Below are 14,588 nucleotides of genomic sequence, written 5' to 3'. Positions count from 1 at the left end.
GCCGCCAGAACCGCGAGGCGGAGAAGCGCTCGCCGACCACGCAGCAGGCGCCCACCGTCATCGCCTGGGCCAGCGTGTTCAGGGCGTTGGTGTGGCGTAGACCACGCCACGTCGGCGGACCACCTGGGCGCCGGGCTTGGCCTTCAGTGAGCGCAGGGACTTGCGGACCTTCATGGTTCTGTTCTCCTCGGGTCGGTCGCCGGGCCGGGTCAGCCGCGGGCGGCGGCGGTGCGGCCGTACCGGCGCTCGAAACGCTCCACTCGGCCGGCGCTGTCCAGGACCCGCGCCCTGCCGGTGTAGAAGGGGTGCGACGCGGACGAGATCTCCACGTCGATCAACGGGTAGGTGTTGCCGTCCTCCCACTCGATCGTCCGGGACGAGTCGGCGGTGGAGCGGGTCAGGAACGCCGTGTCCGCGGCGCGGTCCCGGAAGACCACGAGGCGGGACGCGGGATGAATGCGGGCCTTCATGGGGTTTCCTCTCTTGGTTGCCGGTGCGCTTGCGGTCGGCTTCAGCGCTCTTCGCGGAAGTCGACGTGCGCGCCGGCCACCGGGTCGTACTTGCGCAGGACCAACCGGTCGGGGTTGTTCCGGCGGTTCTTGCGGGTCACGTAGGTGACGCCGGTCCCGGCCGTCGACTTCAGCCGGACGACGGGACGCGCGGTGCTGCGTGCCATGAGGTTCTCCCTTCGCCCACACCCGGGATTCTTGATCCGGGCATGTCATTCACGACCTGTCCAACAACGCCTCCCCCCGTCGCATTCCCGGGTCGGCGGACCGGTCTCAGGACCGGTCTCAGGACCGGTCAGCGCAGCAGGAGCTGCAGGCCGCCCAGGATCGTCGCCGCGATGACCAGCTGCTCGAACAGCCGCTGGTTGATCCGGTGCACCGCCCACCTGCCGATGAGCGCGCCGGGTACGACGAACACCACGAGCGCGGCGTCAAGGAGCAGCGAGTGGCCGTCGATCAGGCCGAGGCCGACGCTGAAGGGGACCTTGGAGAGGTTCACGATCAGGAAGAAGAACGCCGAGGTACCCAGGAAGCCGAGTTTGCGGAAGCCGGCCGACAGCAGGTACATCGACATCACCGGGCCGCCCGCGTTGGCGACCATCGTGGTGAAGCCGCCGAGCACGCCGTACGAACCCGCCTTCGCCCTCCCCGCGCGGGTCGTGACCGCGTCCGGGTCGTCGGGGCGCTCGGCCGTGCGGCGCCGCCACAGCGTGACCCCGGCCATCAGCAGCAGGATCGCGCCGATCGAGGTCCGTACGACACCGTCGTCGGCCCAGACCAGGAACAGCGTGCCGATCACCACGCCGGCCGCGACCGCGGGGAACAGCCGCCACAGCGTGGGCCAGTGGGCGTGCCTCCGGTAGGTCGCCACGGCCAGCACGTCGCCCGCGATGAGCAGCGGGAGCAGGACGCCGGTGGAGGCGCGGGCCGGGAGGACCGCGGCGAAGACGGCGAGACTGACGGTGTTGGCCCCGCTGACGGCGGTCTTGGAGAAGCCGACGAGCAGGGCGGCGAGTGCCAGGGCGGCGAACTCCCAGCCGGATATGTGCCAGAGCGTCATCGTGTTCATGCGGGGACCGATGTTATGTCCGGACAACCGGATGGTGTAAGTACCGTCTCGCTGGTTGACCCCCGCACTCTTCCCGTAAGGGCTCGGCTCGGCCCCTACGTGCCCGTCCGCACCTGGGCGTCCGCGTGAGCCTGCGGAAGACTCACCTGGGCCGGTCCGGCCGGTCCGGTACGTCCGCGTCGAGCGCCGCCGCCCGCAGGGCGGCCGCCACCCGGACGACCGCCTCGGAAGGCGGGTGCGGCAGCCGGGCCAGCAGCTGGCGGCGCTGCTCCTGCGGCCCGCCACGGACCGGCAGGATCCGGACACCGGCCGGCGCCGCGGAGGCCAGGGCGGCCGGCACGGTGGTCAACCCGCATCCGGCGGCGACGAGATGGAGCTTGGCCAGCCAGTCGCGGGCGACGTGGGCGATCTCCGGCCGCTCGTCCAGACCGGGCCATACGCCCATCAGCCGGTCCTCTCCCGAGGCGGAGCCGGCGATCCAGCGCTGCCCGCGCAGGTCGGCCACGTCGACGAAGTCGCCGCGGGCCAGGGGGTGGCCGGCCGGCAGCGCGAGGCACAGGGCCCGCTCGGTGAGGGTCTGGAGCACCAGCGGGGGCGATTCGGCGTCCGGTGCCCGGAACGGCGGCGCCGACGCGAGCAGGGCCAGGTCGATGCTGCCGGCCCGCAGGGCACGCACCAGTGCCGGGGTGGTGCCCTCGCGGCCGACCACCCGGAGGCCGGGGTCCGTCCGGCGGAGCGAGGTCAGGGCGTGCGGGACCAGCACGGCGCCCGCGGTGGGGAACCAGCCGAGGCGGACCGTCCCGGCCTCTCCGGGCAGCCCGGACAGTTCCCTCGCCGTCGCCTCGATCTCGTCGAGCACGGTCGTCGCGCGCCGCATGACGACCCGGCCGGCCGCGGTGAGCCGTACTCCGTCGCGCCGCCGCTCGAGCAGCTCCGCGCCCGCCGCGCGCTCGATCGCGGCGATCTGCCGGGACACCGCGGACTGGGTGTAGCCCAGCGAGGCCGCGGCGGCGGTGAAGGTTCCCTGTTCGGCGACCGCGCGGAAGACCCGCAGCGCGGTCAGTGACACATCGTTGAAATCCATGACGTTCACGCATACTAGCCGTGCGTAACTTTCGTTGGACTCATGACCGCGCCGTTCCTAGCGTGGAATGCATGAACACTTCCCGCATCGCCCTCGTCACCGGCGCGAACCAAGGACTCGGCCGCGCCCTCGCCGAAGGCCTCGCCGCCCGGCTGGGCCCGGACGACCTGGTCCTGCTCACGGGACGCGACCCCGGGCGGGTGACGGACGCCGCCGTCGAGGTCGCCCGCCGGCCGGAGACGCGCGCGCGCGTCGAGGGCCGGGTCCTGGACGTCACCGACGCCGACGCGATCGCCCGGCTCGCCGAGGAACTCAGGGTCCGGTACGGCGGGGTGGACATCGTCGTCTCCAACGCGGTCGCCCGGGTCCTGCCCGAGGACTCGCAGTCCGAGCGGGCCGACGAGTTCATCGACGTCTCGAACACCGCCACCCACGCGATCCTGCGCTCCTTCGGCGCGGTCCTGCGCCCGCGCGGCCGGCTGCTCGTGGTGGCGAGTTCGCTCGGCACCCTCGGCCACCTCTCCCCGCGGCTGCACCACCTGTTCGACGGGGCGAGCCTCGACCAGGTCGAGTACGCCGTCGAGTCCTGGCGCAGCGCCATCCACAACCGCACCGCCACCGAGGCGGGCTGGCCGGTCTGGCTGAACGTGCCCTCGAAGGTGGCCCAGGTCGCCGCCGTCCGCGCGGTCGCCGCCGAGCGCCGCGAGCAGGACCTGGCCACCGGCACCCTGGTCGCCTCGGTCTGCCCCGGCATGGTCGACACCGCCACGTCCCGCCCCTGGTTCAGCGACTACAGCGGGGCTCAGTCCCCCGCCGAGGCCGCCCGTGCGGTGCTCGACCTGGTCTTCGCCGAGGACGTCGACCCCGACCTCTACGGCGAGCTGGTCCGCTTCGGCAAGCCGCTGCCCTGGCTCGACGGCACGCCTCCGGTGGAGCAGGACCGTCTCGTCAAGCCGTGAGCGCCGGACCCGACGCCGTCAGGCAGCGCACCGACCCGGTGGCGCAACCACACAGCCCGCAGTACCCCGCAGCACACAGCCCCGCCGCACAGCGCAGTACACAGCCCCGCGCACAGCAAGGAGTTCTCTCATGACCACCATCAGCACCCCCTTCGGCTTCTCCAGCACGGCCTCCGAGGTCGCGGCGGGCATCGACCTGACCGGCCGCCGTGCGGTGGTCACCGGCGCCTCCTCGGGCCTCGGTGCGGAGACGGCCCGGGCGCTGGCCTCGACCGGTGCGGAGGTCACCCTCGCGGTGCGGGATCTGGCAGCGGGCGAGCGGGTCGCCAAGGACATCGCCGAGACGACCGGGAACCGGCAGGTGCGGGTCGCCCCGCTGGAGCTGACCGACCCGGCGTCCGTCGCGGCCTTCGCCGCCGCCTGGCAGGGCCCGCTGCACGTCCTGGTGAACAACGCGGGCGTCATGGCCTGCCCCGAGCAGTACACCGAGCAGGGCCGGGAATGGCAGTTCGCCACCAACCACCTGGGCCACTTCGCCCTGGCGAGCGCCCTGCACGGGGCGCTGGCCGCCGACGGCTCCGCGCGGATCGTCGTCGTCAGCTCCACCGGACACCAGCGCTCCCCGGTGGTCTGGGACGACATCGACTTCGCCTTCCGGCCGTACGACCCGTGGCTGGCCTACGGTCAGTCCAAGACCGCCAACGTCCTCTTCGCGGTGGAGGCCACCCGGCGCTGGGCCGCGGACGGCATCAGCGCCAACGCCCTGATGCCCGGCGCCATCTACACCAACCTCCAGCGCCACACCGGCGGCCGCGGCAGCGGGCGGGTCGCGGAGGAACTGATCAAGACCACGGAACAGGGCGCCGCGACCTCGGTCCTGCTCGCCGCCTCGCCCCTGCTCGAAGGGATCGGCGGCCGGTACTTCGACGACTGCAACGAGAGCGAGGTCGTCGACCGCCGCACCGGCAGGCTCTACGGGGTGGCGCGCTACGCCGTCGACCCGGACAACGCCCGCCGCCTGTGGGACCTGTCGGAGGAACTCCTCGCCGGCTGAGCCCTGAGCCCTGGGCCTCCACGCGCCGGGGGCCGGGGGCCGGTGTCCCGCAGCACCGGCCCGGACCCGCCGGTCCGCCTCCGGCTCGACCCGCCGGACGCGCCGCCGGGGCCGACTCCCCGGCGCCGGTAGCGCAGTTCGGCACGGTCGGCGTGAAACCCTGGCCGGGACGCGTGCATCCGAGCCCGTCGAGGAGGACGTCGTATGCCACCCCTGGTCGACCCCGTACCCGGCGGGAGCCCCGGCGATCTCGCCCGGGCCCATGCCCTCGCCCACGAGCTGTCCGCGCAGGGCGTGCGCGGGATCGTGCTGGCCTATGTGGACACCGCCGGGATCTGCAGGGTGAAGACCGTCCCCTGGCAGGGGCTGCAGCCGGCGGTGGCCTGGGGCGTCGGCATGTCCCCGGTGTTCGACACCTTCCTGGCGAACGACGCGATCGTGCGCACCGACGTCCTCGGCTCGCCCGACGGCGATCTGCGCCTCTACCCGGACCTGGACCGGCTGGTGGTGCTGGCCGGGCAGCCCGGCTGGGCCTGGGCGCCCGTCGACCGGGTCACCCAGGAGGGTGAGCGGCATCCCGGGTGCAGCCGCACCTTCCTGCGCCAGGTCGTCGCCGACGCCGCGGACCGGCACGGCGTCACCTTCAAAGCAGGGGTCGAGATCGAGTGGGCGCTCGGCCGGGCCGCCGCGCCGGCCGACGAGTTCGCGCCGGCCACGTCGGGTCCCGCGTACAGCGCCACCCGGCAGATCGAGCTGAGCGACTACACGGCCGACCTGCTCGCGGCCCTGGAGAAGCAGGAGGTGCCGGTCGCCCAGCTCCACCCCGAGTACGCGCCCGGCCAGTTCGAGCTCTCCACCGGCGCCCTGGACCCGGTGGCGGCGGCCGACCAGAGCGTGCTGGTCCGGCAGACCATCCGTGCCGTGTCGCAGAAGTACGGCCTGCGGGCCTCCTTCGCCCCGGCCGTCGCCGAGCGGGGCGTCGGCAACGGCGGCCACCTGCATCTCTCCCTGTGGCGCCACGGGGTCAACCTGCATGCCGGGGGCGACGCCCGGTACGGCATGACGGCCGCGGCGGAGTCCTTCATCGCCGGGCTGCTGACGCACCTGCCCGCGCTGACGGCGGTGACCGCGCCGAGCCCGGCCAGCTATCTGCGGCTCAAACCCGCCCAGTGGGCAGGGGTGTTCACGGCCTGGGGCCGGGAGACCCGCGAGACCGGGATCCGGGTCATCACCGGCACGGCCGGCCACCAGAGCCAGGACGCCAACCTGGAGATCAAGCCGGTCGACCTGGCCGCCAACCCGTACCTGGCCCTCGGCTGCGTCATCACCGCCGGACTCGACGGGCTCGCCGCGGCCGCGCCGCTGCCCGAGGAGGTCACCGACGACCCGGCCCGGCTGATCCCGGACGAGGCGGTGGCCCGGGGCGTGCGCCGACTGCCGGCCTCGCTCCCCCAGGCCGTCGAGGAGTTCCGCGAGGACGAGGTGCTGCGCACCGCGCTCGGCCCGGTCCTCGCGGACGCGGTGATCGCCGTACGCGAAGGCGAGACGGCGTCCGTCGCCGGCCTCGACGACGCCGGGGTGGCGGCGGCCTACCGCTGGAAGTACTGATGCCGGGACCGGTCCGGGAGGCCCTCGACGCGCTCCCGCTCGTCGACCACCACTGCCACGGCGCGGTCATCGCCGACCTCGCCGAGCCCGAGTTCGGGTCGCTGCTGACCGAGGGCGAGGCCTGGCCGGGCGTCTCGCCGTTCGACAGCCCGGCCGGCATCGCCGTACGACGGCACTGCGCACCCCTGCTCGACCTGGACCGGCACGCGCCCGCCGCCGACTACCTGGCGCGCCGGGCGGAACTGGGCTGGCAGGAGGTCAACCGCCGGTTCCTGACGGCCGCGCACACGGAGACGTTCTGCGTGGACACCGGCTACGCCCCGCACCCGGTCACCTCCCCCGCCGAACTCGCGGCGGCGGCCGGCGCGCGTGCCTACGAGGTCGTACGTCTGGAGAGCATCGCCGAGGCGGTGGCGGCACGGGGCATCGACGCGGCCGAGTACGCGGGCGCCTTCCGGGCGGCGGCCGAGGAGGCGGTACGGCGGCCGGGTGTGGTCGCGGTCAAGTCGGTGGCCGCCTACCGCACCGGCTTCGCCCTGGACCCGGCGCGGCCGACGTACGCCGAGGTGACCCGGGCGGCCGCGCTGTGGTTCTCCGGGGGCGGCAAGCTCACCGACCCGGTGCTGATGCGTCATCTGCTGTGGACCGCGGTCGGGCTCGGGCTGCCGCTCCAGCTCCACGCCGGTTTCGGGGACTCGGACCTGCGGCTGCACCACGCGGACCCGGCTCTGCTCACCGACTGGCTGCGGCTGACCGCCGGCACCGTCCCGGTGCTCCTGCTGCACTGCTGGCCCTACCAGCGCCAGGCCGCCTACCTGGCCGCGGTGTTCGAGCACGTGCACCTCGACGTCGGGCTCGCCCTGCACCATGTGGGCCCGGCCCGGGCCGGGGCGGTGCTGGCGGAGGCGATGGAGATCACCCCGTTCCGCAAACTGCTGTACAGCTCGGACGCCTATGGTGTGGCCGAGTTCCACCACCTCGGCGCGCTGTCCTTCCGGCAGGGGCTGGCCGGAATGCTCCAGGCCCGGGTGGACGCCGACGAGCTGAGCCCGACCGACGCGGTGCGGATCGCCGCCTGGACGGGACGTGACAACGCCCGTCGCCTCTACGGACTTCCCGCATCCGACCCCGGCCGCGACTGACCGCGCGCCCTGTCCGGAAAGTATGATCAAGCAATGTCTGACATGACCGAAACCACGCCCGGTTGGCTGTCCTCCGACGAGCTGGAGATGGCGCGCGCCCGCATGCCGATCCTGTACGTGGAGGCCGTGCCCGTGCGCGTCGACGACAGCGGCGAAGTCACCAGCATCGGCCTGCTGCTCCGCATCGGCCCGGACGGAACGGTCAGCCGGACCCTCGTCTCCGGCCGTGTCCTGCACCACGAGCGGGTCCGCGACGCCCTGCTGCGCCATCTGGAGAAGGACCTCGGCCCGGTCGCGCTGCCCCGGGTGCCGGCCTCCCTGCAGCCGTTCACGGTGGCCGAGTACTTCCCGACGCTGGGCGTCACCCCGTACCACGACCCGCGGCAGCACGCGGTGTCGCTGGCCTACATCGTGCCGGTCACCGGTGACTGCCGGCCCCGGCAGGACGCCCTGGACCTGGTGTGGTTCAGTCCGCAGGAGGCCATGCTGGAGGCCGTGCAGAGCGAGATGCCGGGCGGCCACGGGGTGTTGCTGAAGCAGGCCCTGGCCCATGTGGGGGTCGTGAGCTAGGGAGGCCCCCCGGGGCACCCGGCAGGTGTGCCGCCGACGGCGTTCAGCCGAGCTGTTCGGCGGCCCAGCGGGCCCAGTCCCGTTCCATCTCGGCCCAACGCAGGCCGTATTCCAGGGCGATCCGGCCGTTGGCGGTCAACGGCCCCTCGTCCTGCTCCAGTTCGGTTCTCAGCTCCGCGAGCCGCTCGTGGTAGGCCCCGGCCAGCTCCGCCCGCTCCGTGAGGACCGCGCGGGCCTGCTCGTCCGAGGCCAGGCCGAAGAAGAACACCTTGAGCAGCAGTTCGCTGCGGCGCGGCTGCTGCTGGGTCGGGGCGGCCAGCCACTCCCGCAGCTCCTTGAGGCCCTCCTCCGTGACCCGGTACTCCTTGCGCCGGCGCGGCCCCTCGGCGGACACGTCGACCAGTCCGGCCTCCGCGAGGCGGTTCAGTTCCCCGTAGACCTGGCTCTGGGTGGCCGGCCAGACGTGGGCCAGCGAGGTGTCGAACAGCTTCAGCAGGTCGTAGCCGCTGGCGGGCCGGTCGACGAGGAGTCCGATGAGTGCGTGGCGAAGGCTCATGGTTCCATCGTAAGTCCGACATTGACAGATCCGAAAAGACATCTTAGCTTCGACCTGTCAATACTGGAATATCGGTGCAACATCAGTCGGTGGAACATCAGGCTCGCGGGCCTCGGCACCCCTCGGAGGGGTCTTCCCCATGCACTATCTGCGCGGCTTCGCCCCCTGGATCGTCTACGCCTGCCTCTCCCCGCTCGGCTGGCAGTGGAGCGCGCTCGCCGGGCTGGTGGCCGGCCTGGCGCTGATCGTGGTCAACGTCAGGGCGGGCCTCGCCACGGACGCGCTGATCCTGGAGATGAGCACGGCGGCGTACTTCGCCGTGCTGACCGCGGTCGCCTTCGCCGCACCGGACTCCTCGCTCTCGCACTACGGCGGGGCGCTCTCCTTCGCCTGGCTGGCGGTGACCGCCTGGGCGACGCTGGCGCTCCGGCGGCCGTTCACGCTGGGCATCGCGCGCCGTTCGACGCCGGAGGAGCTCTGGGACAACCCGGTGTTCCTGCGGGTCAACGTGGTCATCACGGCGGCCTGGGCGGCCGCCTTCACTTTCACCGCGATCGCCCTGACGGCCGGCGCGGCGGCCGACGCCGGCACCGGGCTCAAGGTGACCGTCCAGGTGCTCGGCTTCGTCGTCCCCGCGGTGTTCACGGCCCGGTACCCGGCCGTCGTGCGGGCCCGGTACGCACGCTGACCGCCGGCGGACCGGGTCCGCGCGAGCGGGCTCTCAGGGCAGGGCGCCGACCCGGTCCGCCGACCCGGTCGGGGAACCGGTCCGGGAGCCGTTCGGGATGTCCTGCTCGGTCCAGATGCACTTGGCGTCGCTGAGGTAGCGGGCGCCCCAGCGCCGGGACAGCGCGGCGACCAGCTGCAGGCCGCGGCCACCCTCGTCGGTGTAGGTGGCGTGACGGATGCGCGGGGTGCTGAGGCTGCCGTCGTAGACCTCGCAGGTCAGGTTGCGGCTGCGCAGCAGCCGTAGCCGCATGGGGCCCCTGCCGTGCCGGATCACGTTGCCGACCAGCTCGCTCACCAGGAGTTCGGTGGTCGTCGACAGGTCGTCCAGGCCCCACCGGGAGAGCTGGTCACGGACGAGTTCACGGGCCTGGCCGGCCGCCCGGGGGTCGTCGGGCAGGACGAAGGAAGCGATGTCGTCGGCGGGCAGCGCCCGGGTGTGGGCGATGAGCAGGGCCGCGTCGTCGGTGGTCCGCTCCCGGTCCGGGAGCAGCTCCGAGACGACCGTGTCGCACAGCTCCGCCATGCCCCGGGCGTCCTCCTCCTGGTCGGCACCGGTGAAGCGGGCCGGGCGGACCGCCGCCCGGCGCAGGACCTGCAGCAGCTCGGCCAGGCCCTGCTCGGCGTCCTGGGCGTCGGACTCGATGAGCCCGTCGGTGCACAGGACGACCAGGCTGCCGTCCGGAAGCGGGAGTTCGTGCACGGCGAACGGCGGGGTGGCGGCACCGAGCGGCGGATCGGGGCTCACGACGGGACTGTGCGCGGTGCCGTCGGGATGCACGAACACCGGCGGCGGATGCCCGGCGAGGGCGTAGCAGCAGGTCCGGCCCACCGGGTCGTAGACGGCGTAGAGGCAGGTGGCGTAGAAGTCCTCGCCCAGGTCGCTGACCAGGTCGTTGAGGTGGCCCAGCAGTTCGTCCGGGGCCATGCCGAGGTCGGCCAGGGTGCGTACGGCGGTGCGCAGCCGGCCCATGGTGGCGGCCTCGGCGATGCCGTGGCCCATCACGTCGCCGATCACCAGGGCGACCCGGTCCGCGGAGAGCGGGATCACGTCGAACCAGTCGCCGCCCACCTGCTCGCCCCGGCCCGCCGGCAGGTAGCGCGCGGCCGCGACGACGGCGGGCAACCGGGGCAGGGTCCGGGGCAGCAGGGCTCTCTGGAGTTCCTGGGCGCGGGCGTGCTCCAGGTCGTACAGGCGGGCCCGTTCCAGCGCCTGGCCGACCAGGGCGCTGAGGGTGGTCAGGTGGGTGCGTTCCTCCTCTCCGAAGGGACGCGGCTGGTTGTAGGACAGCACCGACACCCCGACGGCCCGCCCCGAGGCGATCATCGGCAGGAACGCCCACGCCATCTTCGGCGAGGTCCCCATCAGGATCTTGTCCGTGACGGCGGGATAGCGCTCGTACATCTGGGCGGGCGACTCCATGAACTGCGCCCTGCGGGTCCGCAGCACGTCGGTGACGGGCATGCCGGCCCTGAGCGGCCCCTCGAACCGCTTCAGGTACTCCGACGGGTAGCCGACCTCGCCGACCCTGGTCAGCCGGCCGTCCTCGAACACGGAGACGACCAGCCCGTCGGCGCAGAACGGTGACAGGACGTGCTGTGCCACGGCCTGCACGACGTCCTGGACGGTCACCGCCTCGGCGAGCATCGCGGTCAGCTCCTCCCTCCGGACCGTGCGCTCGTGCGCGGCCACGGGTTCCCGGTGCGGCGGGGTCCCGGCGGTGCCCTCCAGACGCTCGGCGGTCCAGGCCGCCACCGCCTGCAGGAAGGACAGCTGTACGTCGTCGGGACCGCCGGTTCCGGGCAGCAGCACCGAGAGCGCGCCGACGGGCCCGTCGGCCCTGATCAGAGGGACCGCCACGGTGCCTGCCGCGCCGGTCCCGAGGCTGTCCCCGGCCACCTGGACGAGGACTCCGCGGCGCAGCGCGCGGGACGGCGGTACGTCCTGTTCCTCGTGCAGCTCCGCCCAGGCCCGCACCGCTCCGGCGTCGACACCGTCCACCGCCACCAGGGTCAGCCGGCGCGTGCCGGGGTCCCATCGGTGCAGGAGGGCGCCCTGTCCGCCGACACCCGCCGTCGCCTGCCGAAGGGCCAGCGCCAGGGTCCTCGCCCGCGCCCCCGCGACCGGGGACGAGTCGGGTTCGGCCCCCTCCGGGCGGTTCGGGCGCATAACGACAGGTTAACGCGGCAGGTCGGAGCGACCAACGGGACCGGGAGGACCCGTCCGGGGACCTGTCCGGTCAGCCCTGGTCCAGCGCGGCGTGCAGCGCCTCGTCGATGCCGGGCTGCCGGAACGTGAAGCCCGCCTTCAGCAGAGCGTCCGGGACGGCCCGGCAGCTGCCCGTGATGCCCTCGGAGAACTCGCCGAGGACGATCCGCAGCGCGAAGGCGGGGACGGCGGCGAGGGTGGGCCGGTGCAGGATCCGGCCCGTCGCGCGGGTGATCTCGCGGTTCGTGAGCGGTTCGGGGGCCGTGAAGTTGAGGGGACCGGCGATGTCCTCGTGGTCGATCGCGTGGCGCAGGGCGGCGACGTGGTCGGGCAGCGAGATGAACGGCCAGAACTGGTCGCCCGAGCCGAGCCTGCCGCCGAGGCCGAACCGGAAGAGCGGGAACAGCTTGCCCCAGGCGCCGCCGTCGGCGGAGACCACGAGGCCGGTCCGCGGGTGTACGACCCGGACGCCGGCCCGCTCGGCCGGCGCGGCGGCGGCCTCCCAGCCGACGCAGACGGAGGCGAGGAAGTCGTTTCCGGCCGGATCGGACTCCGTGACGACACGGTCGCCGGTGTCGCCGTAGTAACCGGTGGCCGAGGCCGAGATCAACACCCGGGGCCGCTCGGCGGCCTCGGCACAGGCCTCGGCGACGGTCCGCGTCCCCTGGAGGCGGCTGAGCCTGATCTCGTCCTTGTACGCGGCGGTCCAGCGCCGGTCGCCGACCCCGGCTCCGGCGAGGTGGACCACGGCGTCGACACCGTCCAGGACGGCCGGGTCCAGCCGGGCGCCGGGCTCCCAGGTCGCGGATTCGCTGCCGTCCGCCGCCGGGGCCACGGTCCGGCCGCGGGTCAGACGCAGCACACGGTGACCGTCGGCGAGGAGGGAGCGGGTGAGGGCGGAACCGATGAGTCCGGTGGATCCGGTGATCGCGACGCGCATGACGTTCTCCGATGAGCGACTGTTTGAGAATTCACTGTTTGAGAATTCAAACTATCGGTCGTCAGAGTACTCCGGCCGGATGTCCGCAGGGCATAAGCGACCGGGCCGCCGACGTCGGCCAGGGCGCCGTCGTCCCGGCTTGCTCCGCCGTCCACGACCAGCGCGGGCCGGCCGCGGTACGCGGTGCGGCACCGTGGAACCTGATGGTGGCTTTCAGCAGTGGGGAGCGGCTGCCACCATCAGGCTCACGGGGGGCACCTCGTCACAGGGGCGTCGGCACCGGCGCGGTGGTCGATCGAGTGGCCGCCGTCGCTACGGGGCCAGGGTCTCGCCGAAGCGGGCGTCGGGCACGGGGGCGCTCAGGCTGCCGCCGTTGAAGGACCAGGATCCGCTTCCGACGGGGCCGTTGCTCGTGCCGGGGAAGACCCAGGCGGCGCCGTCGTCGGTGTCCTCGCCGGGTGCGGAGGCGATCAGCTCGGCCTTGCCGTCCTTGTTGGCGTCGATGAGCCGAAGGCCGCCGCCGAACCAGTCGCCGTTCTCGTTGTCCCCGGGCACGGACGGCGTGCTCTGGCTGTAGCTGACGAGGCCTCGCGGGGTGAGTCCGTTGGCCGTACCGCGCACCACCCATGCCGTGCCCGGGTCGGTGAGGCTGTTGATGTCGTTGCCCGGTGCTCCGATCGCGGCGTCGGCGTAGCCGTCGCCGTTCACGTCCGCCACCGTGACGGCACCGCCGAAGCGGTCACCGATCTTGTCGTCTCCGGAGGCGCCGATGGTCGTCTGGTCGAAGTGCTGGGAGGCGTCCGGGCCGGGCAGGCCGCCGGGCCCGCCGAGGAAGACGTCGACGGTGCCGCCGTCGACCAGGACTTCGTTCTGGTCGTCACTGTCGGTCGGGGAACCGAACACCACGTCGGGGTAGCCGTCGTTGTTGATGTCGCCGGTGGCGCCCACCGGGCCGCCGCGCAGCCCGCGGCCGTACGTCAGCCCGTCGGGGCCGCCGCGAAGGTAGCTGGCCGCACCGAACGTCGCCACGGGATTCAGCGATTCCGTGTCGGTGAAGGTGCCCAGCAGGACCACGTCGTCGGAGCCGCTGTTGTCGTAGTCGCCGGAGGTGAGGCCGGTGGGGGTGAAGTCCTCCGCCCACTTCCAGGCCATGGGAGTGGCCTGGAAGGTGTGCGTGCCGCCGGCGCCGGCCTCGAAGTCGTAGGTCTGCAGGGCCTTGCCGGTCAGGAGGGCGAGTTCGGTGCCGGAGCCGTGGAAGCGGCCGGTGGCCAGGCCCAGTCCGAAGTGTCCGCGTGCCGTCGGAGCACTGTCCTGCAACAGGAGTGCGCCGGTGGCCTGCAGCCCGTTCGCGGAGCCCCACAGGACGACCGCCGCCCCAGCGTCGGCGGTCGTCCCGACGTCCCTGCCGGGCATGCCGACGACGAGATCGGCGTAGCCGTCGCCGTCCAGGTCTCCGGACGTGGTGGTCCGTCCGAAGCCGTCGTCGGTCTGGGCGAGGCCCGGTATGCCGGGCGTGCTCAGGCTGAACGTCGCCCGGCGGGCGGTGGACAGGCCGCTCGCCGACCCGTACAGCACGGCGACGTAGCCGGCGCCCTTCTGGGTACTGACGGTGCCGCCGGGGGCGGAGATCACGGCATCGGGGTAGCCGTCGCCGTTGAAGTCGTCGTGGGCCGCCGCCACGGCCGCGGGAGCGGCGGGCGCCGGAGCGGCCGTCGCGGTGATCGTGGCGCCGATGGTCAGTAGTACGGTCGCCGCGGCCGGTCCGGACAGCAGGTTCGCTCGGCTGCGGAAAGTTCTGGACGTTGTCGTGGTGGCAGGCGTACTGCGCACTTCGTGGCTCCTGAGATCTCGGCATGGCCGGTAGGGACGGAGTCGCGGGGGTACGGCGAGGGTCCGTCCTCGCCGCCGCGGTGTTGGACCGGCGATCGGGCCCAAGGGTTGTGCCCTGCCGTGCCCGAGGATCCGGAACAACCCGGCTGTTTCCGGCGACGGCCGGACTGATCACACGCGGATGCGAGCATCACCGGCGTTCGTGTTCGCCGGCCGCGGCAGCTCGGTCCCCACCGCGCCGGGCCTGCGCACGGGTGGGGTGGAGACGTCGAGCGCCCTGGCGAGCCGGACGCAAACGTGATGTCCGAATGCCGCCAGCACCTGAACGGCCG

15 protein-coding genes are annotated in these 14,588 nt (G+C 73.2%); 6 read left to right on the top strand and 9 right to left on the bottom strand.

Going from position 1 to position 14,588, the window contains the following annotated elements; translation table 11 throughout:
• Positions 1-78: 78 nt before the first annotated feature.
• From ABT137_RS30930 to ABT137_RS30910, 5 genes are all read right to left on the bottom strand, one after another.
• Positions 79-174: a ribosomal protein bL36 gene (locus ABT137_RS30930; protein ID WP_351714394.1), complete on the bottom strand. Its 96-nt coding sequence runs from the start codon at positions 172-174 to the stop codon at positions 79-81.
• A 35-nt stretch (positions 175-209) separates the two neighbouring features.
• Positions 210-470: a type B 50S ribosomal protein L31 gene (locus tag ABT137_RS30925; RefSeq protein ID WP_181808960.1), complete on the bottom strand. Its 261-nt coding sequence runs from the start codon at positions 468-470 to the stop codon at positions 210-212.
• Positions 471-511: 41 nt separating this feature from the next.
• The gene (gene rpmG, locus ABT137_RS30920; protein WP_093497749.1) at positions 512-676 is read right to left on the bottom strand and encodes a 50S ribosomal protein L33; all 165 of its coding nucleotides are present in this window, start codon (positions 674-676) and stop codon (positions 512-514) included.
• 128 nt (positions 677-804) lie between these two features.
• A complete protein-coding gene (locus tag ABT137_RS30915; RefSeq protein WP_351714393.1) occupies positions 805-1,578 on the bottom strand; it encodes a sulfite exporter TauE/SafE family protein in 774 nt (257 codons plus the stop codon).
• Between the two features lie 142 nt (positions 1,579-1,720).
• The gene (locus ABT137_RS30910; protein ID WP_351714392.1) at positions 1,721-2,662 is read right to left on the bottom strand and encodes a LysR family transcriptional regulator; all 942 of its coding nucleotides are present in this window, start codon (positions 2,660-2,662) and stop codon (positions 1,721-1,723) included.
• A 71-nt stretch (positions 2,663-2,733) separates the two neighbouring features.
• Between ABT137_RS30910 and ABT137_RS30905 the strand changes: the two genes are divergently transcribed.
• The 5 genes from ABT137_RS30905 to ABT137_RS30885 all read left to right on the top strand — a co-directional run bounded on the left by ABT137_RS30905 (position 2,734) and on the right by ABT137_RS30885 (position 7,995).
• Positions 2,734-3,621 (top strand): SDR family NAD(P)-dependent oxidoreductase, encoded by an 888-nt coding sequence (locus tag ABT137_RS30905; RefSeq protein ID WP_351714391.1) that lies wholly within the window; start codon positions 2,734-2,736, stop codon positions 3,619-3,621.
• 130 nt (positions 3,622-3,751) lie between these two features.
• Positions 3,752-4,675 carry an SDR family NAD(P)-dependent oxidoreductase gene (locus tag ABT137_RS30900; protein ID WP_351714390.1) on the top strand — a complete coding sequence of 308 codons (924 nt, stop codon included), beginning with the start codon at positions 3,752-3,754 and terminating at the stop codon, positions 4,673-4,675.
• Between the two features lie 204 nt (positions 4,676-4,879).
• Complete coding sequence (locus ABT137_RS30895) at positions 4,880-6,283, top strand: type I glutamate--ammonia ligase (RefSeq protein WP_351714389.1); 1,404 nt, start codon at positions 4,880-4,882, stop codon at positions 6,281-6,283.
• On the top strand, positions 6,283-7,425 hold the full coding sequence (locus ABT137_RS30890; protein WP_351714388.1) for an amidohydrolase family protein: 1,143 nt from the start codon (positions 6,283-6,285) through the stop codon (positions 7,423-7,425). The genes ABT137_RS30895 and ABT137_RS30890 overlap by 1 nt, the downstream gene beginning before the upstream one ends.
• 42 nt (positions 7,426-7,467) lie before the next feature.
• Complete coding sequence (locus tag ABT137_RS30885) at positions 7,468-7,995, top strand: NUDIX hydrolase family protein (RefSeq protein ID WP_351714406.1); 528 nt, start codon at positions 7,468-7,470, stop codon at positions 7,993-7,995.
• A gap of 43 nt (positions 7,996-8,038) precedes the next feature.
• Here the strand turns inward: ABT137_RS30885 and ABT137_RS30880 are convergent, their stop codons facing one another.
• Positions 8,039-8,551 (bottom strand): PadR family transcriptional regulator, encoded by a 513-nt coding sequence (locus ABT137_RS30880; protein WP_351714387.1) that lies wholly within the window; start codon positions 8,549-8,551, stop codon positions 8,039-8,041.
• Positions 8,552-8,690: 139 nt separating this feature from the next.
• Between ABT137_RS30880 and ABT137_RS30875 the strand changes: the two genes are divergently transcribed.
• Entirely contained in the window at positions 8,691-9,239 is a 549-nt protein-coding gene (locus tag ABT137_RS30875) for a hypothetical protein (protein WP_351714386.1), read from the top strand.
• A 33-nt stretch (positions 9,240-9,272) separates the two neighbouring features.
• On the opposite strand, the gene ABT137_RS30870 is transcribed toward ABT137_RS30875, so the two are convergent.
• The 3 genes from ABT137_RS30870 to ABT137_RS30860 form a co-directional block, all read right to left on the bottom strand.
• On the bottom strand, positions 9,273-11,447 hold the full coding sequence (locus tag ABT137_RS30870; RefSeq protein ID WP_351714385.1) for a SpoIIE family protein phosphatase: 2,175 nt from the start codon (positions 11,445-11,447) through the stop codon (positions 9,273-9,275).
• A 70-nt stretch (positions 11,448-11,517) separates the two neighbouring features.
• A complete protein-coding gene (locus tag ABT137_RS30865; RefSeq protein WP_351714384.1) occupies positions 11,518-12,426 on the bottom strand; it encodes a TIGR01777 family oxidoreductase in 909 nt (302 codons plus the stop codon).
• A 312-nt stretch (positions 12,427-12,738) separates the two neighbouring features.
• Entirely contained in the window at positions 12,739-14,256 is a 1,518-nt protein-coding gene (locus tag ABT137_RS30860) for an esterase (RefSeq protein WP_351714383.1), read from the bottom strand.
• Positions 14,257-14,588 lie beyond the last annotated feature (332 nt).

The organism is Streptomyces sp. NPDC001980 (assembly GCF_040296885.1).
Taxonomy (GTDB): domain Bacteria; phylum Actinomycetota; class Actinomycetes; order Streptomycetales; family Streptomycetaceae; genus Streptomyces.
This window is presented reverse-complemented; position numbering and strand designations above follow the sequence as displayed.